The organism is Xanthomonas sp. WHRI 10207 (assembly GCF_040202975.1).
In the GTDB taxonomy this organism is placed as follows: domain Bacteria; phylum Pseudomonadota; class Gammaproteobacteria; order Xanthomonadales; family Xanthomonadaceae; genus Xanthomonas.
The window spans coordinates 737,327-760,852 of record NZ_JBEGDX010000003.1; the positions used below are offsets into that span (position 1 = coordinate 737,327).

General features: G+C 65.1%; 17 protein-coding genes, 3 other RNA genes and 1 pseudogene. 10 read left to right on the forward strand and 11 right to left on the reverse strand.

The window, feature by feature from the left end:
- Window positions 1-17: 17 nt before the first annotated feature.
- Window positions 18-917 carry an NAD(P)/FAD-dependent oxidoreductase gene (locus ABQU90_RS13580; RefSeq protein ID WP_323521506.1) on the forward strand — a complete coding sequence of 300 codons (900 nt, stop codon included), beginning with the start codon at window positions 18-20 and terminating at the stop codon, window positions 915-917.
- 136 nt (window positions 918-1,053) lie between these two features.
- Window positions 1,054-1,129: non-coding RNA, sX9 sRNA (locus ABQU90_RS13585), on the forward strand.
- A gap of 4 nt (window positions 1,130-1,133) precedes the next feature.
- Here ABQU90_RS13585 and ABQU90_RS13590 read toward each other — a convergent pair.
- Window positions 1,134-1,676, reverse strand: coding sequence for a hypothetical protein (locus ABQU90_RS13590; RefSeq protein ID WP_115526978.1), 543 nt, complete (start codon window positions 1,674-1,676; stop codon window positions 1,134-1,136).
- Between the two features lie 386 nt (window positions 1,677-2,062).
- Here ABQU90_RS13590 and ABQU90_RS13595 point away from each other — a divergent pair, with 386 nt between their 5' ends.
- Complete coding sequence (locus ABQU90_RS13595; protein WP_323521507.1) at window positions 2,063-2,314, forward strand: hypothetical protein; 252 nt, start codon at window positions 2,063-2,065, stop codon at window positions 2,312-2,314.
- Window positions 2,315-2,460: 146 nt separating this feature from the next.
- On the opposite strand, the gene ABQU90_RS13600 is transcribed toward ABQU90_RS13595, so the two are convergent.
- Entirely contained in the window at window positions 2,461-2,994 is a 534-nt protein-coding gene (locus ABQU90_RS13600; protein ID WP_323521509.1) for a hypothetical protein, read from the reverse strand.
- 66 nt (window positions 2,995-3,060) lie between these two features.
- Entirely contained in the window at window positions 3,061-3,912 is an 852-nt protein-coding gene (locus ABQU90_RS13605; protein WP_115512657.1) for a class I SAM-dependent methyltransferase, read from the reverse strand.
- Between the two features lie 479 nt (window positions 3,913-4,391).
- Here ABQU90_RS13605 and ABQU90_RS13610 point away from each other — a divergent pair, with 479 nt between their 5' ends.
- Complete coding sequence (locus ABQU90_RS13610) at window positions 4,392-5,267, forward strand: DMT family transporter (RefSeq protein WP_055850474.1); 876 nt, start codon at window positions 4,392-4,394, stop codon at window positions 5,265-5,267.
- 122 nt (window positions 5,268-5,389) lie between these two features.
- Here the strand turns inward: ABQU90_RS13610 and ABQU90_RS13615 are convergent, their stop codons facing one another.
- Entirely contained in the window at window positions 5,390-6,160 is a 771-nt protein-coding gene (locus ABQU90_RS13615) for a transporter substrate-binding domain-containing protein (RefSeq protein WP_323521512.1), read from the reverse strand.
- 306 nt (window positions 6,161-6,466) lie between these two features.
- On the opposite strand from ABQU90_RS13615, the gene ABQU90_RS13620 reads away from it, so the two are divergent.
- Window positions 6,467-6,682: a hypothetical protein gene (locus ABQU90_RS13620; RefSeq protein ID WP_323521513.1), complete on the forward strand. Its 216-nt coding sequence runs from the start codon at window positions 6,467-6,469 to the stop codon at window positions 6,680-6,682.
- Between the two features lie 438 nt (window positions 6,683-7,120).
- Here the strand turns inward: ABQU90_RS13620 and ABQU90_RS13625 are convergent, their stop codons facing one another.
- Window positions 7,121-8,893, reverse strand: a complete 1,773-nt coding sequence (locus ABQU90_RS13625) for an expansin EXLX1 family cellulose-binding protein (protein ID WP_323521515.1) — start codon at window positions 8,891-8,893, stop codon at window positions 7,121-7,123.
- A gap of 570 nt (window positions 8,894-9,463) precedes the next feature.
- Between ABQU90_RS13625 and ABQU90_RS13630 the strand changes: the two genes are divergently transcribed.
- Complete coding sequence (locus ABQU90_RS13630) at window positions 9,464-10,375, forward strand: CorA family divalent cation transporter (RefSeq protein WP_055850483.1); 912 nt, start codon at window positions 9,464-9,466, stop codon at window positions 10,373-10,375.
- 174 nt (window positions 10,376-10,549) lie between these two features.
- Here ABQU90_RS13630 and ABQU90_RS13635 read toward each other — a convergent pair.
- Together ABQU90_RS13635 and ABQU90_RS13640 are read right to left on the reverse strand one after the other, a co-directional pair.
- Window positions 10,550-10,625: non-coding RNA, sX9 sRNA (locus ABQU90_RS13635), on the reverse strand.
- A 51-nt stretch (window positions 10,626-10,676) separates the two neighbouring features.
- The gene (locus ABQU90_RS13640; protein ID WP_115552864.1) at window positions 10,677-11,375 is read right to left on the reverse strand and encodes an AIM24 family protein; all 699 of its coding nucleotides are present in this window, start codon (window positions 11,373-11,375) and stop codon (window positions 10,677-10,679) included.
- A 205-nt stretch (window positions 11,376-11,580) separates the two neighbouring features.
- Between ABQU90_RS13640 and ABQU90_RS13645 the strand changes: the two genes are divergently transcribed.
- Window positions 11,581-13,680 (forward strand): NHL repeat-containing protein, encoded by a 2,100-nt coding sequence (locus tag ABQU90_RS13645; RefSeq protein ID WP_323521516.1) that lies wholly within the window; start codon window positions 11,581-11,583, stop codon window positions 13,678-13,680.
- A 526-nt stretch (window positions 13,681-14,206) separates the two neighbouring features.
- On the opposite strand, the gene treA is transcribed toward ABQU90_RS13645, so the two are convergent.
- A complete protein-coding gene (treA, locus tag ABQU90_RS13650; protein WP_115561196.1) occupies window positions 14,207-15,880 on the reverse strand; it encodes an alpha,alpha-trehalase TreA in 1,674 nt (557 codons plus the stop codon).
- A gap of 480 nt (window positions 15,881-16,360) precedes the next feature.
- A pseudogene (locus tag ABQU90_RS13655) lies at window positions 16,361-16,738 on the reverse strand (DUF72 domain-containing protein); the annotation flags it as partial.
- A gap of 222 nt (window positions 16,739-16,960) precedes the next feature.
- On the opposite strand from ABQU90_RS13655, the gene ABQU90_RS13660 reads away from it, so the two are divergent.
- Window positions 16,961-17,974 carry a hypothetical protein gene (locus ABQU90_RS13660; protein ID WP_323521517.1) on the forward strand — a complete coding sequence of 338 codons (1,014 nt, stop codon included), beginning with the start codon at window positions 16,961-16,963 and terminating at the stop codon, window positions 17,972-17,974.
- A 383-nt stretch (window positions 17,975-18,357) separates the two neighbouring features.
- Here ABQU90_RS13660 and ABQU90_RS13665 read toward each other — a convergent pair whose 3' ends face one another.
- Window positions 18,358-19,275 (reverse strand): GAF domain-containing protein, encoded by a 918-nt coding sequence (locus ABQU90_RS13665; RefSeq protein WP_323514370.1) that lies wholly within the window; start codon window positions 19,273-19,275, stop codon window positions 18,358-18,360.
- Between the two features lie 298 nt (window positions 19,276-19,573).
- On the opposite strand from ABQU90_RS13665, the gene ABQU90_RS13670 reads away from it, so the two are divergent.
- Window positions 19,574-20,041, forward strand: coding sequence for a hypothetical protein (locus ABQU90_RS13670; protein ID WP_323521518.1), 468 nt, complete (start codon window positions 19,574-19,576; stop codon window positions 20,039-20,041).
- A 7-nt stretch (window positions 20,042-20,048) separates the two neighbouring features.
- Here the strand turns inward: ABQU90_RS13670 and ABQU90_RS13675 are convergent, their stop codons facing one another.
- Window positions 20,049-22,928 carry a M16 family metallopeptidase gene (locus ABQU90_RS13675; RefSeq protein ID WP_323514369.1) on the reverse strand — a complete coding sequence of 960 codons (2,880 nt, stop codon included), beginning with the start codon at window positions 22,926-22,928 and terminating at the stop codon, window positions 20,049-20,051.
- A 516-nt stretch (window positions 22,929-23,444) separates the two neighbouring features.
- Here ABQU90_RS13675 and ABQU90_RS13680 point away from each other — a divergent pair.
- Window positions 23,445-23,520: non-coding RNA, sX9 sRNA (locus ABQU90_RS13680), on the forward strand.
- The last annotated feature ends 6 nt before the right edge of the window (window positions 23,521-23,526 follow it).

Sequence of the window (23,526 nt, forward strand, 5' to 3'; positions counted from 1 at the left end):
TACAGCGGGGAGACGCTATGCAGCATGAGGTCATCATCATTGGAGGTAGTTACGCGGGGCTGTCGGCCGCACTGCAATTGGCGCGCGCGCGGCGCACCGTCCTGCTGGTGGACAGTGGCCAGCGACGCAACCGGTTTGCCGCCACCTCGCACGGCTTTCTGAGCCGCGATGGGGCATCGCCTGCGCAGATCGCCGATGAGGCGCGAACCCAGGTGCTCGCCTATCCCAGCGTGCAATGGGCCGATGGAACGGTGGCGCAGCTACGCGGCCAGGCGGATGCATTCGAAGTCACGCTTGCCGACGGCAGCGTCCACACCGGGCGGCGGCTGATTCTGGCAATGGGCATGGTCGACCGTTTGCCTGCGCTTGCAGGCCTGGCAGAACGGTGGGGCCGGCAGGCGTTCGTGTGCCCGTACTGTCATGGCTACGAGCTGCAGCAGGGACGCATCGGCGTCGTGGCGACAACGGCGTTTGCCGCGCACCAGGCCAGCATGTTGCCGGATTGGGGTGCAACCCAATTGTTCTTGAACGACACGCTGGTGTTGGATCAGGCCCAACACGCGCAACTTCAGGCGCGCGGCGTGCAGTTGGTGAACGGCGCGGTGACGGCGCTGCAAGGCGAGGGCGACACGCTTGAATTGGTACTGCGAGACGGACAGACCTTTGCGCTGGAAGGGGTGTTCATCACCCCGCAGACCGAGATCAGTCCGTTGGTGGCACAGCTCGGATGCGGTACCAGCGACGGGCCATTGGGCAGCCATCTTGCCGTGGACGCGATGCAAGCCACCACCGTGCCGGGAGTGTTTGGCTGCGGCGACATCGCCAGCCCGGCGGCGTCGGTGGCATTTGCTGTTGCCAGCGGCGCCATGGCCGGTGCAGTGACCCATCGCACGCTGATGTTCGGTTTGCACCACTGATCGCTGACGCGGCCATCGGTCACCTGCGCAGGCCATGCTGACCTACGCAGGTGACCGATGGCCGCAGGTGTTCTTGGAGCAGCTAAAGAAAAGACTGTGCAGCCGCCAGGCGTGTGCGGCCGGTGCTCGGTGCGGCATGTACCACGCGTACACTCCGGTTCCTCCGCGCCGTCCCCACCCGCTTGACGACTGCTCGCTAGGTGTTGTCAGCCACTCTTAGCGGGATTCGCGCAGCGGAATCTTGTGCTCGGTGGAATACGCGCGCTGTGCGGTATTCAAGGCTTCCATATCGGTGTTGAGCTGAGTGGAGACCGCTTCCAGATCTTTGGCCAACGGCTCCAGTTCGGCGTTGGTGTAGCCATTGGGCAACGCGGCGACGCGCTCCAGCGCGGCCATCATTGCGTCGGCGCTCTTGAGATACGCCGACAGTTTGGTGTCCAGGTCCTTGGCATTGTCCGGCACGCCCGAGGCCATGGCGGTATTGGCCTGCGCATTGGCAGCCAATGCCTTGCGCTGGCTGCCCAGTGCGGTCTTGTAGCTGTCCAGCGGCTTGTGCGCGACGGCATCGGTGATCAGGCTCTGCCCGCGATCGCCCGACACCCACGGGTCGATGATGGTCACGGCGCCGTTCCAGACCGACACGTTGTGCAGCAGGTAATCGCTGGAAGAGAGCTTGGATGCGCCGGACGTGGCGCCGCCGCCGCACGCCGAAAGCAGCAGGCCGAGAGAGACAAGCAAAAGGGTGGTGAACGTCTTCAAAGGGAGATCCTTGATACAACGCGGTTGCCATGCAGTGGCAAACCCGCAGTAACTCAAGGAAGCGTCCGGACATCGGCATCGCGGTGTTGCAGGCCATCTTCCTTGAGACGAATGCAGCGTGGTGCGTTCCATGCACGCGGTCGCGTGCGCTGCGTCACCAGTATAGCGGCACACCTTGTGCAAGCACGTTGCAACGACAGGTCAGTGGCGGCGCGTATCGCTGCCAACACGCACAGAGAACCGTCAACGGCGGCGTCGCCTGCGCTGCCCCACGTACACTGCGCGCCCCGCAACGGTCTGGAATTAGCCTGAAAAAGCGTCGCACTGTCTCGCCACCGGCGCCCACGCGTGCGGACTCGACCATCCAGACATGGCTGGTGCGCGCAGTGGTGCTGGCGGTGGCGATCGCTTGTGTTGGACGGCTCTGGCTGCTGCTGGATGCGGTCTTCAAGCAGCGCTATGTCAGCGTCATCCGTGGTCGCCCGACCAGGATCTTTTATGCCGACAGCGACCCGCAGCGATTCTGGATATCCATCGGCTGGGATGCCGCGTTGACCGGCACGCTGTTGGCACTCATCGTCTGGTTCGCTTATGCGGGCTGGAAAACGCATCGCCGTCAACGCTGGCGAGCGCGGTGATCGTCCCGCCAGCACGCGCCTGCACGTGACGTGTCAGATGCAGTGATGTGTTGCAGGGATGCATGCATCTGTTGGCGGTGGCAACCAACGCGGCGTACGAACGCGGCAGGTGCGTTGCCGCAGCGCACACGTGCATGTCGCCGCCCTTAGGGCGTACGTTGCCTGCGCGCAGGTGGTTGCGCGTCGCGTTTGGGCCAGATGTCGTAGCTGTAGACAAATTGCTTCTGGTCGGCGCCAGCGGTGGGATCGCAATGCCACGAGTTGGCAACGATGCCCGGCTCCAGCACCCCATCGACTTCGCGCACTGCTTGCGACTCGAATGCGCAGATAGGCCCATCGCGTGCGACATCCCAATCTGCGCGCACGGTCGGGCGCGCATGCTGCACCAGCACGATGTCGCTGCCATTGAAGTGGTGGACCTGCGCGCCGTGCTCACGGTTGATGCTGAAGTAGCACGGGGCGTGCACACCCAGTGGCAGCACCGCGTCGCCGCGCAACACGGCGCATTTGCCATCGCGCTCGCCCAGCCGGATCAGCCGCCCGGCCAACGTTGCGGTGGTCACCGGATACCGCGTGGTGACGTCGGAAATGGGCTGTGCCGGCGCAGTCTGCGCGTAGGCCGGCGCGCATAGCGCCATCAACAACGCGGCCAAAGAGAAAGTACCGAGGTGAGTGCGCATGCAACGTCCGTGTTGAGGGCGGTGCAGTATCGCAGATCCGCCCGGCGGCAATGCCGGGCGAGGAGACTAGCGCCGCACAGGCAGGGTGGCGAGCACGCCATCCAGCGCGAGTTGGGCGGCGAAGCCAGCCTTGGTCAGGCGCTTGGCCACTTCATTGGGCACATCGCGCCCGCTGGTGAGTTTGTTGGGTGCGCCGGTGTAATGAAACAGCCGCCCGCCACGGCGCAGCACGCGCGCCAGGTGATCGTAGAACACCTGCGAATACAGCTCGCCGGCGATACCGAAACGCGGCGGGTCGTGCAGGATGGCGTCGACCGAATCGTCCGCCAGCATGGCGATCTGCTGCGACACGTCGGCATGCGTGAGATGCAGACGCCCGCCGGCATCGGCCGCCTCCGGATTCGGCGACCACGGGTTGAGCGTGCGTAACCACAGCACGTCGGCGTTCTTTTCGAAGGAAAGCAACTGCGCCACGCCGTCTTCCAGCGCGCAGGCCGCGAAATATCCAAGGCCGCCGCAGGTGTCCAGCACGATCTTGCCGCGCGGGTTCACCAGCGCCACCTTGCGACGCGCATCCTCGAACGGCGAGATTTGCGCAGACGGCAGCATCTTGATGCCATCGATCTCGAAGGTGGGCGCCCCCCATTCGGTGGGCACCAGTTTGATCAGCGCACTGCCAAAGCGCGAAATCGGCGCGAAATCATCGCCTCCCCAGAAATACACCGTGCGGTCCTTGAGCTTGCCCGGATAGGGAAAGCCCATGCCGCGCCACTGCCAGGTCTGTGCATCGAGCTGCACGCTATCGCTGCTGCGGCCCAGATCCAGCGACCCGGTCCACGTGGCGAGACCGGCGCTGCGTGCTGCCAGCAGCGCCTGGGCATCGGGAAGGGTGAGCAACGGTCCGGAATAGTGGGTCACGTGGTCGCTATGTTGTCGCTTGCCGCCGATGGCGACGTGTCGAATGAAGAGATGATAGGCGCAAGGCATCGTAACCGACGGCGCCACGAGTTAAAAACGCAGTGGAGCATGCGCGATGCAGCCCCACGGTTGCCTGCGCTGGCCGGGGGAGTGGGCGACCCATGCGCCCGGCTTGGCCCCAGCGATGATGGCCCCGGCTTGCGATGACGGCCGTCGCGCGCAAGGACCTCGCGCCTGCGCAGCCCTGGCGCGAACTCCGCCCAGGATCTGTGGAACGTGGTCTTGCCAGCAGGCCGCTGTCTGCCTGGCCGCGGGCTGCGGTTCGGCGCGTGAGCCAGCAGTGCTGGCAGGATCGAGCTTGGAGGCGTTGTGAGCCGGTCGCGGGATCCTCCGGCCAGCAGGCTGCAGTCGCACTGCATAATGCGTCCGTTCCCCGCGCTCCTTCCGCGAGGGGTGTCATCGAATTCAAGAGGCGCGTGATGCTCAAAGGTGTGCTGCTCGGTTTTGCGTGTTATGCGGCCTATTCGATCAGCGATGCCTTCGTAAAACTGCTCGAAGGGACGCTGCCGGTCTACGAGGTACTGTTCCTCGGCGCCTTGCTGATGCTGTTGGCGGTGCCCTTCCTGAAGAAGCCCGACGACCAGCTGCGCGAACTGGTCATGGCCAAGCAGCCGGCATTGTGGCTGCTGCGTGCGCTCACTGGTGCCATCGGCAATCTCACCTCGGTGATCGCCTTCACCACTTTGCCGATGGCCGAGGCATTCGCGTTGATCTTCCTGATGCCGATCTTCGTCACCGTGCTGTCGGTGGTGTTTCTCAAGGAAGAAGTGCGCTGGCGGCGTTGGACGGCGGTGATCATCGGCTTCATCGGCGTGCTGATCGTGCTGCGCCCCGGCTTTCGGCATCTCACCCACGGACACGTCGCGGCCATCGTGTGCGGCCTGGTCGGTGCGATCTCGGTGATCACCCTGCGCATGGCCGGGCATAGCGAAAAACGCTTGACGCTGTACGGTGCCGGCGTGATCGGCCCGCTGGTGATGGGCGGTATCTTGATGCTGCCGAGCTTCGTATGGCCGTCGCTGTATCAGTGGGGTCTGCTGGCCGGCTACGGCCTGCTCGCGGGGCTGGCTGCCATCTGCATGATGTACGCCACGCGTCTGGCGCCGGTCAGCGTGGTGGCGCCCACGCAATACAGCCAGATGTTGTGGGCGATCGCGTTCGGCTACTTTCTGTTCCACGACCATCTGGACTGGCCGATGGGCGTGGGCATCGCGCTGATTCTAGGGGCCGGCCTGTTTACCTTGATCCGCGAAGAACAGGTATCGCGCTGGTGGCGCCGCACCAAGATCGTTTGATGGCGGCGCGGTGCGCCGCGGGAATCGGGAATCGGGAATGGGGAATGGGGAATCGCAACGGCGCGGCTGCGCTCGTGTCGCAGTGAGCTAAAGCACTTGCTCTTGCACTTGCGATTCCCGATTCAAGGCCTCCGCCAGGCCTCAACAAGACGAACATACTCGCCGCTGGCCTTGCTCAGGTGCAGCCACTGGTCGACGTAGGCTTTCCATGCCGTGTCGTCGCGCGGAAGCAGGAAGGCTTTTTCGCTGTATTGCAGCGGTTGCTCGGGAGCGATGGCGCACAGGCCGGGGAGCCGGGCTTGCTGGTACAGCGCTTCGGACGCGTCGGTGATCATGACGTCGGCGCGCTGGTCCAGCAGCTCCTGGAAGATGGTGGTGTTGTCGGCAAACAGGCGCAGCTGCGCGCGCGGCAATTCGCGCCGTGCAAAGGCTTCGTTGGTGCCGCCCGGCGGTTCGATCACGCGCACCTCCGGGCGATTGAGTTGCGCAACGCTGCGATAGCGCGCCTGGTCGGCGCAGCGCACCAGCGGGATCTTGCCGTCCACATCCAGCACCGTGCTGAAGCTGGCCTGGCGCTGCCGTTGCAAGGTCACCGAAATGCCGCCAACCGCAATGTCGCATCGGTCGGCCAGCAGATCCGGTAGCAGTTGTGGCCAGCTGGTACGCACAAACTTGGCCTGTACGCCGAGGCTATCGGCCAGCGAGTGCGCCAGCGCGATATCGCTGCCTTCGAAGCTGCCGTCGTCGCGCAACAAGGTGTAGGGGCGATAGTCGCCGGTGGTGCACACCCGCACTACCCCGGCGTGCAGCACTGCGTCCAGGCGCGACACCGGCGTGGCGGCATGCGCGACACCACAGGTCAGCAGGAATGCGAGCAAGATGCGACAGCGCATGGCATGGCCTCGAAGATGAGCACGCATGATAGCGATGGTCGTCAGGGCAGGGCGCTGGATCGTTGCGACGCAGACGGTGGCATGTGGCATGTGGTGCGTCTGCGCCTGAGCGCTGCTTGCTGTCGGTTACCGCAGTATCCACAGAGACGAGAGGCGAAATGCCTTGCTCTATGCGCTATGCGTGGCAGCCGCGCTTCGTTGCTGAGCGACGTCAACACGGCGTTACGGCCACCACCGTCTGGCTCACAACCCGGTAGCACCGCGCGGCCTAGCGTCGATGCATCACTCGAACGCACGGAGCCACCCATGCATGTCACTCCACGCACTGCACGCCCGATGAGCGCTTTTAAGGCAGGCATGTCGGCCCATGGCACCCCCGATCCGGATACGAACGGGGACGAGATCCCGGTCGAAGAGCAGCCGCCGCAACAAGGCGGCTTGCGCGAGGAGGTGGGCAATCTCGAAGAGGACGACAGCAACGCGCTACCCGGCCGTGTTGGCGGCGGCCTTGCTGGTGGGTGAGGGCGTGATGGCAAGCTGCGTAGCCATGCTGATGGCAGGTTGAAGCGGGTCAGTGGTGCTCTGCCGGGCTAATTGAGCTCTTGATGCGGCGCTTGCTGTGATGTCGCCAAATCAAGAGGTTTTGTGTGGAAGGCGCCTTTGCGAAGTGAGCAGAGACGACTTCAACCAACGGCGAAAGCGCAGATGCTTCGTCCTGACTCTTTACTGCACTCCCGCGTGAGTCCCCGGCCCGCGTGTGGCGCGGGCGCTCCGAGGTTTGCGAGTCAGCGGCGCAAGCAGAGGCCCCTCGCCTCGGCTGGAGAGGGGCTTCGATCGCTTCGCCGCATGTAGGTCGTGGTGCGGAGCTATGGTGAGTCACGCATTTGCACGCGACCATTAAGCGCGCAACACGTCAGCCACCCATTACGTCACTACAAGTCCCAACTCCGGACTCCCCAATCACGGAAACTGCACACTGCCAGGCTTGAAATATGCCGGGTGGCTGCCGTCTTCGTAGAGCGCGGGAATGGTGTCGAGGATCGCCTTGCCGCGGATATCGGTAATGCGGATGGACAGCGGCTGATTACCCAGTTGTTCGCCGAGGAAATGGTTGTAATCCATCTTCTGCAGGCTCTTCCAGGTGCTGCCCTGTTTCACTTCGAACTTGACCACCGGGTAGGCATGGTTGCGTACCTGGATCGCCGCCCACCAGCGTGAGCTGCCTTCCTTGATGCGGTACTGCACATTGCCGGTGACCGGGGCGCGCACCATCTTCCAGCTGATCGGGATGCGCCCGTCCACCATGTTGCCGATCGCCGCAAAGGCGTTGTGCGACAGGTCCAGACCACCGGAAGCGCCTTCCGGATACAGATCGGTGACATATACGGTGGTCTTGCCCTTGGGACCGGTCACTTCCAGATAGGCGCCGGCCATCGCGGCTTTGACGCCGCCGAAGTTCAGCTGCGTCGGGTTGAGTGCGGTGATGAACGCGGTGCTCGGGATCGGATCCAGCAGCAGCGCACCGCCGGAGTAGCCGGAGCCGGTATACGTCGCGGTGCCGGTGAAGGTGCTGTCCCACGTCGTTGCCTTGCTGACATTCTTTGCGCCAGCACGCGGTGCCGATGCAGTTACCGACGCTGCAGGTGCGATGCCCCAGGCCTGCTGCAACACCTGCAGCTTGTCTGCACGCGGACTGCCATCTTGCGCCAGCAGGCCGCCATTGTTGGCGTTGCCCACCTCCCAGCTGCCGAGAAACGCACTGCGCAATCCGCTGTTGGCAAGATAGGCGCTGAGCGCGGTTTGCCATGCCGGGTCGCGCGGATCGCCATCGCCCAGACCACCGCCGATGCTGACCGGAACCACGGCGTGGTTGCGCGCAAATTGCCCGAAGTCGCGCTGCCACGTGGCAGGCAACGCCTGTGCAAAATCCGGCGCGGCAAACGCAGTGGCCGCATCGCGATCCGGTCCGGCCAGCTTGGGCATCAACACCAGGTGTTGCGATGCGATGCGCAGCGGTGCGCAGGCCAGTGGCTGCAGATTGCTGCCAGCGGCCTTGCGTGCGGAATCGCTGCACAGCGCATTGCTGCCGACACCTTCCACGCCCACCACCCAGCGCGGCGCCTGCGCCAGCACGGCGGTGGCTGCGCGCGCTGCAACGCGATTCCAGTCCGCCTCTGCGGCGTTTCCGGCCCAGTTAGCATTGCGATACCCGCTACTGCCAAGATCGATGCCGATGACACCCGCGGTGTCGCGGTAGTCACGTGCCAGTCTGGTCAGGCCGCGCATCCATGCCTGCTGCTGCGTGCCCAGCTGCGGTGCACTGTCATCGCAGCGGCCATCGGCAAACGCAAACATCACCTGCATGCCGCGCTGGGATGCGGCGCGCACCACCGCATCGAGCAGCTGCGATGCAGTGAGACCGCGTAATGCCGGGTCGCCGGCAACGTCTGCAGCCGCCACTGGCGTGGGCTGTAGCGCCGCCGCGCAGATTGGCAAGCGCACGGCGTTGATGTCGGCGGCCTGTATCTGATCCAGTACCTGGGCCAGCGTGCTGTCGCGCAAGCCGGCAGCTGCCAGCGCAGCGCGGTCAAAACCGGGCCAGGTCACCCCGCGAATCTGCAGCGTCTGGCCTTGCGCATCGACAAGTCGGCCCTGCGGATCGACCTGCACGGCCAGCGCGGTCACGGGAGCCAGCAATGCGAGTGCGAGCAATAGATGGGTGCGAGTTTGCATGAAAGTCTCCTGGGTGGCGGCTGCGCAGGAGAGCAGCAATTGCCACGCCCGGTCCGTGCGCGCAGTCAAGGAAGCGGACGGGAGTATGTATGCCACCGTGAGCAGACGGTCGCACTGGAATGGGGATCGCTGTTTGTGCGAGATGCCGCACCAATGTCATCTGGCTCGGCATAGTCGTACCAGATGGCCGGCGTATGACCGGCTGCTGCCGATTGCATGACAGCCACACGCTGTAATGCTTGGATGACAGTCGGTGAACATGTGGGCCGGCAGCGTAGTGCAGCGGCGGCGCATGGCAATGCTAATGACGCCGAGGGTTTCGGCGCTCGCATCGAAGCACGCCGCTGGCACATGCAACAGGCCGCGCACCGCGCGCAGGCAGCGAATCTGGTTGGCTCGCTCGATCTGTGCCGCAAAGCAAAGCAGGCTTCGCAATGCGAGTCCATTGCTTGAGTGGCTGCACGTCGTCGCGATGAAGGCTACTGTCAGCTGAGCGTGCCGGTGCGTTGGCGTTGACGCCGATGAGGCGGAGCCGGATGCTCGCGGCCATCCACTGTCACGGCCTGCCGCATGATCACGACCCACCCGATTGCCGGAACCCACCACGCACAAGGTTACTGGGTCGACCTGTGCCAGCCGAGTCCGCAAGAGTTGGCCGACGCCGCCAAGCAGGTAGGGTTTGCGCTGCCCGACCGGGCGGCCATCGGCGAGATTGAATTCAGCAGCCGGGTGCGCCGCCAGGGCGATGTGCTGTTTCTCAATGTGCCGCGTTTCCAGGACGACGATGGCCCGACCGCGCCGCTAGGGTTTGCGCTGTCGCCGAGCATGCTGGTGACCCAGCGCGAGCAGCGCATTGGCTCGCTGGACGCGTTGGTCGCGCGGTTGGAGCACGAGCCCTGCCACAGCTCCGACGACTTGCTGCTGCGCATGTTCGATCAATTGGTCGGGCGCCTGGCAGACCGCTTGGAAGCGCTCGAAGCCCAGGTCACCGAGACCACGCGGCAGGTGTTCGACAACCCGCACACCACCAAGGATCTGGAACGCATGCTGCACCAGGTGGGCGGTATGGGCCGCCAGCTCGGCGGGCTGCACAACGCCGGGCAGGGCATGCTGCGCTTGATCACCTATCTGGACGGCGCCGCGCCGGACTGGTTCGCCGCCGATGCGGCCAAGCGCATCGGAATGCTGCACAAGGACCTGACCACCTTGAGCGAATTTCAGCAGCACATGGACGACCGCATCGAGTTTCTACTCGACAGCGTGCTGGGCATGATCAACATGGACCAGAACAATGTGATGAAGGTGATGGCGGTGGCATCGGTGGTCGGCATTCCGCCCACCGTGCTGGTCGGCATCTGGGGCATGAACTTCGCCTACATGCCCGAGCTCAAGGGGCACGATGCATATTTCTGGGCGCTGGGCGTCATCGCGCTGAGCGTGGTGATTCCGCTGGCATGGTTCCGCAAGCGCGGCTGGGTGTAATGCACGCCGCTACCTCGTAGGAGCGCACCCGGGCGCGAGGGCGGTCGCGATAAACCCACATCGCGTCCAACTGCGCTTCATACAGCACATGCGCCACCAACGCACTGCGCATGCACATAGAGTGCCCAGCCACGCAACCGCGCGGCTGGGCACTCCGACATCAGCCTTTAGAGTGGCTAACAAAACGTAGCGAGCAGTCGTCAGGTGGGTGTGGACGGCGCGCAGGAACCGGAGTGTACGAGTGGTACATGAGGATTCCGAGCACCGGCCGCGCCCGCCTGGCGGCTGCACAGTAGTTTTGTTAGCTGCTCTTGGCCTGGAAGCTGGCTTCTTCGTACGGCTGCACCACCACCCAGCCTTCGCCGGCGAAGCGCATCTGCAGGCTTTCGCCCGAGCCGCGGCCGAACAGCGTGCCGATCGACACATCGGTCACCAGCTCCGGGGTCAATGTGCCCGACCACGCTACCGTGGCATTCGGGTCGGTAAACACCGGGCCGCTGGCGGCAGTCACTGGCAGGGTCAGCGGCTCGTAGTGCGAGGTGATCGCCACAATGCCGTGGCCGCTCAGGCGCACGTTGAACAGGCCGCCGGAGAGCATGCCGGCCACTTTGCGCATCATCGTGATCTTGTGCTCGACGCCGGATTCGAACGCCAGCACATCGTTGCCGTTGACGAAGATCGCCTCGCCATTCAAACGCAGCAGCGTGACCAGCTTGCCGAGGTCGGCCAGATACACGCGGCCCTGGCCTTCGGCCTTCATCAGCTGCATGCCTTCGCCGCTGACGGCTTTTTTCAGCAGGTTGCCCAGCCCCTGTTCCAGCAAACCCTCGCGGGTGAACTTGACGTTGCCGGTGCGCGCAACCATGGCGCCGGCCTTGGACCAGACCATGCCATCCAGGCGCACTTCCAGCAGATGCGGGTTTTCCAGCTCGAACGGATCGGGGCTGACGTCCTTTTCCTTGGAGTGGGCGAGAAATTCGTTGAGCGTGCGTACGGCCATGGGTCCATCCCTAGTACGTGAAAGAGTGCGCATGATACGCGGCCTGCGTGTCGGCAGTTCCTGCGTGCGCACGCCTGCTGCTTGCGGTTGCCGCGGGTCGACGCAGCATTGAGTGCGCTGCCTCGGCGCACGCGTGGCGCTGCACTCAACGCTCCACGTTGCCGAACGCGTTTAAAGTGCGGTTCCTCTCACGCACGCGACTGGCATGGCAACACGACGCAAGCTGTGGATCTGTGCAGTGCTGGTAGCAACCACGACCGCCGTGCTGGCGACCTGGTGGCGGGTGCCGGCGCCAACGGCAGTGCCGCAGGGACAGGGTCCGGTTGCGACGCCATTGGGTTGGTCGGCGCAGCTGCAGTGGGTGGCCGGCAACGGAGTGCGTGGCGCGCAGGATGGCCGCGCGGCCGACGCGCAGTTTGCCGACCCTTACGGCCTGGCGATCGATGCGCACGGCACGCTGTACGTCGCCGATGGTGGCGATAACAACCGTCTCCGCAGCGTGCTCGCCAACGGCAGCGTGCAGACCCTTGCTGGCGGGCGGGAAGGTTTTGCCGATGGCATCGGCACGGCCGCAGCGTTCAATACGCCCTCGGGGATCGCCTTCGACACGGCCGGCAATCTGTACATCGCCGATACCGGCAATCACGCGATCCGCAAGCGCACGCCGCAAGGCGTGGTGACCACCCTCGCTGGCGACGGCAGTGCAGGATTTCGCGATGGCGCGGCGGCGCAGGCGCGCTTCAATGGGCCGATCGGCGTGGCGGTGGATGCGCAGGGGCGCGTGTATGTCGCCGATACCTACAACGACCGCATTCGCGTCATTGAGCCTGGCGGTCAGGTGCGCACGCTAGCCGGTGGCGCCTTGCCCGGCATGGCCGATGGCGTCGGCGACCAAGCGCGCTTCGATACCCCGACCGATCTCAAGGTGGATGCCCACGGTGTGGTGTGGGTGGCGGACATGCGCAACGATGCGATCCGCCGTATCGACGCCGATGGCAGCGTCAGTACCTTGGTCGGCGGCGATCCTGCCGACCTCAGCCCGCTGTTGTATCGACCGATGACACTCGCCATCACCCACGACGGCGTGCTGTACGTGGGCGATGCAAGCGGTCGCGTGTTGCAGGTGACGCGCGCCGGGCATGTGGTGACGATGAGCGGCGAGAATGTGATGCAACGCCTGTCGCGCCCGGCGGGGATTGCGGTGGATGCGCAGGGCGCGGTGTATGTCAGCGACGCGGGAAGCGCACGCGTGCATCGGCTGGTGCCGGCAACGGCGACGAACGTTGACGACACGCCCGTGGTCGGGCCGGCCGACGCGCAGCCCTTGCCCGTCACCCAAGGCCGTTGGCCGTTGCAGCCGCAGACCGGCTGGCACGAGGTGGTGGGCACGCTCGGCGAAGTGCGCGGCAACTACCAGGGACTCAGCCGCGATCATCTGCATGCGGGCCTGGACATTCGTGGCGATGTCGGTCAGACGGTCTTCGCGATTGCCGATGCCAAGGTGTCCAGCCCCAATGCCAGTTGGGGGCTGGGGCAACTGGGCGAAGGCATGGCGCTGGACACCATCGGCTACATCCATCTGCGCGTGGGTCGTACCGCGCAAGGCAAGCCGCTGGACCCGCAACGTCTCCAGTTGGTGAGCGATGTGGACGGCAAGCCCGAACGCATGCGCTTGCTGCGCGGCACGCGATTTCGCGCCGGCGATGCGCTAGGTACGCTCAATGGCATGGCGCATGTGCATCTGACCATGGGCGCCAACGGCTTCGAGCGCAATGCGGTGCAGCTGGGGTTTGTTGGCTACGCAGATCATGTGGCGCCGCGCATCGACAAGGTGAGCCTGCTCGATGCTGCGGGTCAGCCATTACCGGTGACCAACGGCGTGGTGCAGATGCCGCGCGCGGCGGCTGTGCAGATCGTGGTGGAGGCCTGGGATCAGGTGGATCGCAATCTGCCGCGTCGGCGCCTGGGCCTGTACGCACTGGGCTATCAGGTGCTGGATGCGCAGGGCGTGGCATTGCCGGGCGAGGCCGCGCCACGCATGACGATCGTGTTCGACCGCATGCCCGCCGATCCGGCTGCGGTACTCACCGCTTATGCGCCCGACAGCGGCATCACCGTGCATGGCAGCGCGGTGACGCGGTTCCGCTATCTGGTCAGCAACACGGTGCGCGATGGCCGTCTCGGCAACGGGCAGTGGCAGGCCGGTGCGTTGGCGCCGGGCGACTACACGCTGCGCATTACCGCACGCGATTACAGCGGCAATACAGCGACGACCAATCGGGATCTGCGCGTGCGGGTGGAATGATCTGCATCGATGGCGGCGGTGATCGTCGGCCATGCGGGATGCTGTGAGTGCAGTGCAGTGCAGTGCAGTGCAGTGCAGTGCAGTGCAGTGCAATTCAATTCAATTCAATTCAATTCAATGCTTGGCGCTGGTGTCTCGCCCCGCTCTGGTGTCGCCTCGTTGATGCAGTCGCCCTGAGCACGCAGTCGCCGACGCAGTTGCACCGCTGGCTGCCGGGTGCAGATGCTGCGTTGAACAGCACCCCGTGAAAGATGCATGTCGCTACTGCGGCCTGCGCCGGACGCATGCCGACAACAGCCGCTGCAAGGTATCGGCGCTCCGGCAAGCCTGCGTCTGATTGCTGGTTAGCGCCTGGGTATGCGGACTGATGCCGCGTGCAATCACCGTTTCAAGCGATGTTGCCGCATCAAGGCGGAGAGTAGGCGCGCGTGCAGGCTCGTTATGACAAGCATCTGCTGGCCTGCTTGCGATCCACAACCCGATAGCGCCGTCATGCCGAGCATTACCCGGCATGACGACGGCACACTCAGCGTGTTGCCGCTTCCGGCTTGCGCGTGCGCTTTGCAGGCGCGGTCTTGCTGTCGGTACCCGGATACAGATTCAACAGCATCAAGGTGACGCCATTAGTCCAGCCGAAGCCGTCCTGCAGTGCGTATTCGCCGCCGCCGCCGCCAGCCGCAGCGGCGTCCAGGCCGTATTTTTCGACCAGCTTGTGCTCGCGTGCGAACAGCGCCTGCACCTGGGTGAGGAAACGCTCGCCGATGGTGCGCGCCAGCGCGTCTTCGCCGTAGCGACGCAGGCCGTCCACCGCCACCCACTGCAGTGGCGCCCAACCGTTGGGCTCATCCCATTGCTGCCCGGTCTTCACCGCGGTGGTGGCCAGGCCGCCGGGACGCAGCAGACGCGCGCGCACCACGGTGGCGGTGCGCTTGGCATGCGCGTCCGACGCCAGGCCGGCAAACAACGGGTACAGCGCGGCGGCAGTGACCTGGTCGCTCAGCGTGCGGGTCTGCCAGTCGTAGTCGGCGTAGTAGCCTGCCGCATTCCACAGATGCGCGTCGATGGCCTGCTTGCGCTGCTGCGCCAATGCGGCGTAATCGAGCGTGCACTCGGCGCCCGGCTGCGCGCAGGCCTGGGCCAGGGTGCGCTCCAGGTGATACAGCAGGCTGTTGAGATCGATCGGGATAATGGCGGTGGTGCGGATGGTGCGCAGGTTCTGTCCATCGGCCAGCCAGCGGCTGGTGTAATCCCAGCCACTTTCGGCGCCGGCACGCAGGTCGCGGTAGACCTCGGCGGCCGGGCGGTCTTTCACTTCGGCGGCGGTGCGGGTGTCGTGCAGCCAGGCTTCCGGGCGCGGCGTGTCGCGCTCGTCCCAATAGCGGTTGAGCACGCTGCCGTCGGCCAGGCGCACCGCATGACGCGCGGCTTCGCCGGGCTTGAGCCCGTCGCTGCCCTGCATCCAGTACGCGTATTCCTTTTGCAGCTGCGGCAAGTACCGCTGATAGACCGCCTCGCCTTCCACGCCGGCCTGCAGTTCCACCATGTAGGAGAAAAACGGCGGCTGGGAGCGGCTGAGATAATAGGTGCGGTTACCGTTGGGAATATGCCCGTAGGTGTCGATCAGGTAGGCGAAGTTGTCCAGCATCTGGCGACTGAGCGTGGTCTCGCCGCTCTTCACCAGACCCAGCATGGTGAAGTAGGAATCCCAGTAGTACACCTCGCGGAAGCGGCCGCCCGGCACCACGTACGGGTGCGGCAGCGCCAGCAGGCTGCTGTGCGGCGGCACGTGGTTCTGGCTGCGCACCAGCTTCGGCCACAACAGATCGATGTGCTCGCGCAGCGCGGTGTCCTGGCGGATGGCGTCGGTCTGCACCGGCGGCGACTCTTCGAAATTGGCGTCCACGAACTTGCGCAGATCAAAGCCCGGGTGATCGTGCTGCGCCAGATAGTCGGCGTTGATCAGGGCCGGGTCGCGCAGCGGCAAAAAGTCGACGAAATGTTTCTGGTCGTCGAACAGCTCGCCGCTCTGCACCGCCTGGAATAGTTCCGGGTAGGCCACATCGGGCGTCGGCGGCGTGGACGCAGGCGCGTTGACGACCGGAGTATCCAGCGGCGCGGCAGTCAGCGTGCACGGCGCAACAAACATGCTCAGCGACAGGCCAAGCAGCGACGTGCAACACGGGGGCGCGGCAGAACTCATGGCATCTCCAGAACGGGCAGTGGCGTAGGGCATGGTAAACGACCAAAGTGGCGGGCGGGACTGCGTGAGATGCCGGAACGCCGACAGACTTCGCGCGGTGACAACGGGATTCAGCAAGGTGATCCGGCGCACCGCCGCAACGAGCGCCAATCCAGGCGTATCGGCGCGGATCCAGGCAGCTTGAGTGCAGCGACGGCGTGCTGAGTTAGATGCCATCGCTGCAAGAAGCGCGCCAGGGCATGGCAGCGGCCAGCGTTACTGCGCCGGCATCGGGGGCGCCGTCAATGGAGACACTGGGACCATCCGCCGCACCCGTGGTCTGCGTGGCAGTGACCGGGCGCATGTAGGACCTGAGCGGTGGTCACCCTGACGCGCTGGTCTGTGCGGCTGGGTCCGACGTGCCGACATGCAACAAGCATCGGCCGGCGACGACGCCGAAGCGTCGTGGCGGGTGACGCCCGGCATGCAGCGGGCACTGCCTCAGACCCACGCCCCCTGTTCTATCCCCAACAGCGCCTGCAGCCTGCGCGCGTTGGGCACGACCAGGCCGGCGGCGGTGTTGTCGAAGATCACCCAGCGTTCGGCTGGCGGCTGCCGCGCAACGTGCGGCGCAGCGCACACCGCATCGTCCAGCGCCTGCAGCGCGCGCTCGTCGTAGCTGCTGCAGTAGACGCGCGGGCTGCCATGCCAGCGCCATTAAGACGGGCCGACGTTCGTGTCCGGTACTGCTGCCTGGGGTACTTGCGCAGGGTCGGTGGCGCAGCGCGCGATGCGGTGGCGCGTCAGCAGCGCCACCGCGGGTGGCAGGACCAATCTGGCGTGGCGCGGCTCGCAGACCACAGCGCTCTGCCAGCGCCGCCACCCGTGCATCGAAGGTGACGTTGGGCGGCAATCGCGCACGCCAGCCGGTGAGGCGTTACGTTCAGCCCAGGCATGCGCTCAATGTGAATGGCGGCTGGTCCCTATTGAGCAGACAACGAATTTCAAACGCGCGTAAACGCCGCGCCGGCTAGATTTGCGCGCTCCGGACCGGGGTTGGTGGTGCGGTGCCCGTCTCTCCCCTTATCGGTCTCCCGCATTGTGATTACCCGCAGGAAGGAAGCGCTTGTCCCGCATGTTGCTGCAGCCGCATGCACGGGCGCCATCCTGTTTTTTCTTGCGTGCCTGTTGCTGTACATGCCGGCTCCGCGTCTGCCCGTGCAGCAGGATGAAAGCCTGCAGGTGTATTTCCTGCCGCGTCCGCAGGTGACGCCGCCGGCGCCGGTCGAGCCGCCGCAGGAGCAGCCCAAGCGGCAACAGCGCGCCACCGCCGCTTCCGCATCGGCTGCCCGTCGTGCGCCACCGCCCACGCGCACTCCGCCGCCACAACGCCAGGTCGCCGCCGCCAATGCGCCGGCCGATGCATCGATGGCAGCGCAGCTGTATACCCGCGAAGGCCGTCTGCGCATGCCACTCGACACCAAGGTTGACCCGATGGCGCAAGGCGGCGCAGTGCCGCCGGGCATGACCGATGCGCGGGCCCAGGCCAAGGCGCGCAAAGTGATGGAGCGGGTCAACCCGGTGCAGTACCAGGACACGCGCTTTGCCAAGGATTGGAAGAGCGACGGCACGCTGGGCGATGTGGCGATGCAGGAAATGAATCGCGGCATGAAAAAGTTCAACGACATGCTCAACGGGCCGCAGACGCAGGTAGCCAAGGCACGGCCGCCGCCGGATGTACGCTTCAATCCTGCGCTGGCCGGAAATCAGGCCGAAATGGGCAGCGAAGCCACAGGCGATGCGTACAAGGCCGCGCCGATCGCGCACGAAACCTTGCCCGACCTCAAGGGCGAAGCCAGCCGCCGCATCCGCGAGGCATTGGCAACGCTGGAACAGCGCAGTGCCCGCTGCGACGCGTCCAAGCGTAAATCGTTGCTGTCGCCGGTCCGCACGCATCTGTCCGACCTGGAGCGTGCCGAACACGCGCTCAATAATGGTGCCGACCCGGTATTGGCTGCGCAGCTGTTGCCACGTCAGGCCGACAGCGCCTACGACCTGGCACGCCGCGCGCTGTGGTATGCCGACCGGCAATTGAAGCAGTGCGCGGTGGGGTAGGTGGGGTGTTTGCGGTGCCCCATTCCACGTTAGAGAACGTCATGCGCTTCAAGCCCCTTTCCCGCCTGCGGGAGAGCTCATGGTGTCGGGGTAAGGGCACGGTGACAGACTGCCATCTGAGCACAGCGTAGGCATGCGCTGGAAACGCGCCAGGACACCCCTCACCGCTCAAGCCACGCACCCAACACTGAGTTTTACCTTGCAAAGGCGTTGTGCCCATCAGGGTGAGAACAGTTGGCTGGATCGGCCAACGGCTTGCCCCCATCCGCCCTTCGGGCACCTTCCCCCGCAGGCGGGGGAAGGCAGTCCGACGATCGCTGCCGTGAGGCCCCTCTCCCGGCGGGAGAGGGATTGGGGTGAGGGTACGGCAGCGAAGCAGCGGCCTACGCCAGACTCTGCCGGTAGCGATCCTTCTCTGCGCTCAGCGCAATTTCCGCGCGTAAAAAGACCTGGCCGATCGGTTCGTCGGCGCGGGTGGCTTGCGCTTCGCCGAGTAACACCGTCAGGCCCAGCGCATGTTGCAACTGCGCGACGTCGCGCAGGTGTTGCAACGTGCGTTCGGCATCGGGGTCGCGCAAGACGGCGATGAATTCCGCGCTGTCGGTGACCCGGTCGATGCTGTTGCCTGGCCCCTGCACCAGTGCGGCAAACGCCTGGTCGAGCTGTTGCAAGGTACGGCCGAGCAGCCGCTCGCTCTGGCGTTCTGCCAAGGCGGCCAGTTCCTGCACTTCCAGGATCACCAGCCGGTACGGAGTCTGGGTATCCGCGGCAGCGGCCGGCTGCAGGATGGCGTTGCGTTCTTGTTGCAATGCTTCCTGACGCCCATCCAGCAGGTTCATGGTGACGCGAGCCAGCGCCTGCAATCCGGTGCGCTGGAGTTCGTTGAGCGTGCGCGGTTCGGTATCGAGCACGCACACAGTGCCTAGCGCCACGCCTTCGGTCGTCACCAACGGCATGCCTGCGTAGAAGCGTGCGCCGGTGTCGCCGGTGACCACGGAAATATCGCGGAAACGTGGGTCCTGGGTCAGGTCCGGCACTTCCAGCAGGTGGCCGGGGTCGCGGATGGCGTGGTCGCAAACGGCCTGGCTGCGGTCGGTCTGTTGCAACCCCAGGCCAAGTTGGGCCTTGAACCATTGGCGGTCGCGGTCTACCAACGACATCAGCGCGATAGGCGTATCGCAGAGCGATGCGGCCACCTGCACGATGTCCTGATACGTATCTTCGGGCAGGCTGTCGACGATGCGGTAACCATCGAGGACCTGCTGGCGGGAGGCTTCATCTGCCGTCGGCATCTCTTTCATCGGATCAGCCAAGCACCTGTCGAGGAGAGGGTCCAACCTTACCGGAATGGCCGATAACATGGCGTCGATATGAGAGTTGCCGCCGCCGGAAATTGACGTGCTGACGTGACGCGCGGGCTGCGGGCTGTTGATCAGGCCTAGCGAACTGTGTTGCCATCTGCCGATGGTTCAGTTGTTGCTGCGGCCAACCGTCAATCAACGATCAATCGACCAATCAAACAACCGGCCAGCCGTTGCGGTTTAGCGCGAACAACGGACCGAGCCGACTGCAAACCGTGGGCCGACCAATCAATCGGCCATGCGAACAGCCGGGCAATCGAATAACCGGATAACCAACATTCGATCTTCGGCTTTCGGCCAATCGGCGAGTTCACAGCCGGTCAACCAAACGCTCGACCACTCGAGCCGGCGGTCAGTCCGCAACGTGCATTCGGTCAACCAAGCGGTCAACTTGCCGACCGACAGACCGACCGATCAATCAATCAATCAATCAATCAATCAATCAATCGACCGGAGTACCGACCAAGCAAACGAACAACCGACCAATCGAACAATCGATCGGCGCATCACCCAAACCACCGCACACCCAGCAACGCGCAGCTACCCTGCACCCACCTGCCTGCGCATCGCAAGCAGGTGGGTGCAGGGCAGCCGTGAAAACTCAGCACTTGACCGGCTTGCCGTCGGTATCGAGCACGTGCATCTCGCCCAGCTTGCCTGCACTCACCCGCCTACGCATCGCAAGCGGGTGGGTGCAGGGCATTAGCGAAACCTCAGCGTTTGACCGGCTTGCCGTCGGCGTCCAGTACCTGCACTTCGCCGAGCTTGAGCGCGCGCACCGGGGCTTCGATCTTCTTCAGGTCGCCCACGATCACCCAGGTCATCGCGTCGGGCTTGATGATCTGCGCGATGGCCTTCTGCGCGGCCGGCTGGTCGATCGCTTCCAGGCGCGGCTTGAGCGTCTGCACGTAGTCGTCGGGGCGGTCGAACTGCACGATGCCTTCGATCGCGCTCAGCACGGCGGTGGTGGTTTCGTAGCTGCCGGGCAGGGCGCGGATGCTCTGGTTCTTGATCTTTTCGATCTCCTCGCCGGTCAACGGCTTGTCGCCGACGATGGCCCGGGCTTCCTTGAGGATCTCGTTGGCCGACTCGGCGGTCTTGTCGGTCTGCACCGGTGCAGAGAACAGATACGGCCGCTGGCCCTGCGCATCCATCAGACGAGTGCCGGCACCGTAGGCCCAGCGCTTGTTCTCGCGCAGGTTCATGTTCAACCGCGAGGTGAAGGTGCCGCCGAACGCATCGTCGGCCACGCCGATGGCCAGGTTGTCCTGGGTCTTGGTCGACGGTGCTAGCAGGCCGGCCAGAATCACCGACTGCGGGGCATCCGGCCGGTTGATCAGGTACACACGTGGCTTGGGCTGCACGGCCACGTCGACCAGGTTCTTCTTCGGTAGCGGGCTGGCCGGGGCCTTCCAATCGCCGAATGCGGCATCCAGCTGCGGGATGATCTGCGCCAGCGTGGTGTCGCCGGCGACCAGGATGCGCAGGTTGTCCGGGCGTAGCCACTGGCCGTGGAAGGCCTGCAAGTCCTTGGCATTGAGGCTCTTGATCGCCGCTTCGGTGCCGCTGCCGGTGAGCGGGATGCCGTACGGATGCTTGTCGCCGTAGAGCAGCGGCGGCAGCGCACGCAGGCCCAGGCTGGTGGGCTTGGTCTTTTCCTGCGCGATGCCGGCCAGCCACTGGCCACGGATACGTTCGATGTCCGACGGTTTGAATGCCGGGTTGCGCACGATGTCGGAGAACAATTGCAGCGACGGCTGCAGCTGGTCGTTGAGCGCATTGAGCGAGGCGCTGCAGCTATCCAGATCGCAGCCGACGCCGGTGATCGCGCCCAGGCGCTGCTTGCGCTGCGCCACTTCCACCGAATCCAGCGACGCGGTGCTCTCGTTCATCAGTGCGGCGCTGAAGCTGGCGGTGCCGAGCTTCTTGCCCTGGTCGGCGGCGTAACCGGCGTCGAACAGCAACTCGACCTGGGTGACCGGGATGGTGTGGCGCTCGGCCAGCACCACTTCGATGCCGTTCTTCAACTTGCCGCGCTGCAGTTTGGGGAAGCTCAGGTCAGGGAACTGGGTGGTCTTGGGCACGCCGGTGCTGCGGTCCACGTTGGAAGCGGTGACCTTGTACTTGCCGGCGGCGGGCAGCTTGGGCGCCGGCTTGCCCGGTTCGGCGGCGCGCGCGACCACCGCCTTGTCTTCGGCAGCCGGGTCGAAGTCCTTGCTCGCCGGCAGCACGGTGAGCAGATAGTCGCCCTTGCCGAACCAGGTGGCGGAGGCCTGCTTGACGCTGTCCACGGTGGCGGCCTGGCCGCGCTGCAGATCTTTTTTGTAGGCACCCGGGTCGCCGCGATAGACCTGGCCCTCGGCCAGGAGCACGGCCTTGCCGGTGAAGCCACCGACCTTTTCCAGCCCGCGGACGAAGCCGGCACGGTAGGCCACCTGCGCGCGCTGCAATTCGTCGGCAGTCGGGCCTTGTGCGATGAATTTCTTGAGTTCTTCGTCGATCACCGCCTCGACCTTGGCCGGGTCCACGCCGTCCTTGACGTCGGCCTGGATCTGCATCTGGCTGGACAGCGCAAACGGCTGCACCGAGGCGGATACGTCATCGACCAACTTGTCCTGATAGACCAGGCGCTGATACAGCCGCGAGGTCTTGCCGCCACCCAGCACGGTGGTGGCCAGGTCCAGCTGGATCATGTCGTCGGTGCCCAGCTGCGGCGCGGCCCAGGTGCGGTAGATGCGCGGCTGCGACACATGGTCGTGCTGCACGCCGCGCTTCTGCGCGGCCAGCGGCGTGACCCACGGCTGCTGACGCGCCACCGGCTTGCCGGACGGGATATCGCCGAAGTACTGCAGTGCCTTGGCGCGCGCCTGCGCCACGGTGATGTCGCCGGCCAGCACCAGGGTGGTGTTGGCGGCGCCATAGTTGTCGTTGAACCACTGTTTGACGTCGCCCAGCGAGGCCGCGTCCAGATCTTCCATCGAGCCGATGGTGTCGTGCTGGTACGGGTGGTTAGCCGGGAACAGGTTGGACAGGATGTTCTGGTCCACGCGGCCATAGGGGCGGTTTTCGCCCTGGCGCTTTTCGTTCTGCACCACGCCGCGCTGGGTGTCGAGTTCCTCCTGGCCGATGGCGCCGAGTAGGTGGCCCATGCGGTCCGATTCCAGCCATAGCGCGGTATCCAGCGCGGTGGTCGGCACGGTTTCGAAGTAGTTGGTGCGGTCGAACCAGGTGGTGCCGTTCATGTCGGTGGTGCCGACCTGTTCCAGCGGCGCAAAGAAGCTGCCCTTGTTGTTTTCCGAGCCGGAGAACATCAGATGCTCGAACAGATGCGCAAAGCCGGTCTTGCCGGCCGGCTCGTCGCCGGAACCGATGTGGTACCAGATGCTCACCGCCACCACCGGCGCCTTGTGGTCTTCATGCACCACCACGGTCAGGCCGTTGGGCAGGGTGAAGCGGGTGTAGGCGATGTCCGGAATGGCGCTGCTGTCCGCGGTCTTGGACAGGCTGGCCGGGGCGGCGGCGACAGCGGGGGCAACGGTACCGGCGGCGACACCGAGCACACCGGCGATCAACAGGGACAGCGGACGCAGCATGTGACACTCCAGAGCAGGACAATCGGCCGAGGGTAGTGGCTGCTTGGCGAGGCCGCAAATGCTGTTCGGCATGGGGGTGGTGGGCAGCGCTGGCGGGCTGCCGGAACGGCGGACATGGTGACGGCAGGCCGTGTTGAGTTGAATGGGTGGCGTGAGATCGGGCGCGTGCAGGCCGCAGCGGGCAGCCGTCTGGCTCGGGCGGGCAACGCTGGCATCGCAGGTGCTACGGACAGCAAGGCCGCACGGTGAGTGGCTCGCCTGGGCCGTGTTGACGTCGCGCCACCGGCACGCGGAAACCACGGGATCCGGCGTGGACGCCACGACGGCTGGCGACCGAGCCTCGCCACGTGCCCGTAAGGACGTAAACCCACGACGCACGGCTGCAGCGGCCAGGTGCACACGCCAGCATGATCGTTTCGCCACTGCGGCCCTCTCCCACAGGCCGCCAAGGGTTTGGATCAGCTAACAAGGCGATTGTGCAGCCGCCAGGGGCGCGCGGCCGGTGCGCGGTGCGGCATGTACCACGCGTACACCCCGGTTCCTCCGCGCCGTCCATAACCACCTCACGAGTTCTCGTTACGTTTTGTTAGCCACTCTT

Coding starts and splice junctions, on each gene's coding strand:
- ABQU90_RS13580 (WP_323521506.1), top strand. CDS start 18: ATGCAGCATGAGGTCATCATCATTGGAGGTAGTTACGCGGGGCTGTCG.
- ABQU90_RS13600 (WP_323521509.1), bottom strand. CDS start 2,994: ATGCGCACTCACCTCGGTACTTTCTCTTTGGCCGCGTTGTTGATGGCG.
- ABQU90_RS13610 (WP_055850474.1), top strand. CDS start 4,392: ATGCTCAAAGGTGTGCTGCTCGGTTTTGCGTGTTATGCGGCCTATTCG.
- ABQU90_RS13615 (WP_323521512.1), bottom strand. CDS start 6,160: ATGCGCTGTCGCATCTTGCTCGCATTCCTGCTGACCTGTGGTGTCGCG.
- ABQU90_RS13620 (WP_323521513.1), top strand. CDS start 6,467: ATGCATGTCACTCCACGCACTGCACGCCCGATGAGCGCTTTTAAGGCA.
- ABQU90_RS13625 (WP_323521515.1), bottom strand. CDS start 8,893: ATGCAAACTCGCACCCATCTATTGCTCGCACTCGCATTGCTGGCTCCC.
- ABQU90_RS13630 (WP_055850483.1), top strand. CDS start 9,464: ATGATCACGACCCACCCGATTGCCGGAACCCACCACGCACAAGGTTAC.
- ABQU90_RS13640 (WP_115552864.1), bottom strand. CDS start 11,375: ATGGCCGTACGCACGCTCAACGAATTTCTCGCCCACTCCAAGGAAAAG.
- ABQU90_RS13645 (WP_323521516.1), top strand. CDS start 11,581: ATGGCAACACGACGCAAGCTGTGGATCTGTGCAGTGCTGGTAGCAACC.
- treA (WP_115561196.1), bottom strand. CDS start 15,880: ATGAGTTCTGCCGCGCCCCCGTGTTGCACGTCGCTGCTTGGCCTGTCG.
- ABQU90_RS13665 (WP_323514370.1), bottom strand. CDS start 19,275: ATGAAAGAGATGCCGACGGCAGATGAAGCCTCCCGCCAGCAGGTCCTC.
- ABQU90_RS13670 (WP_323521518.1), top strand. CDS start 19,574: ATGCGAACAGCCGGGCAATCGAATAACCGGATAACCAACATTCGATCT.
- ABQU90_RS13675 (WP_323514369.1), bottom strand. CDS start 22,928: ATGCTGCGTCCGCTGTCCCTGTTGATCGCCGGTGTGCTCGGTGTCGCC.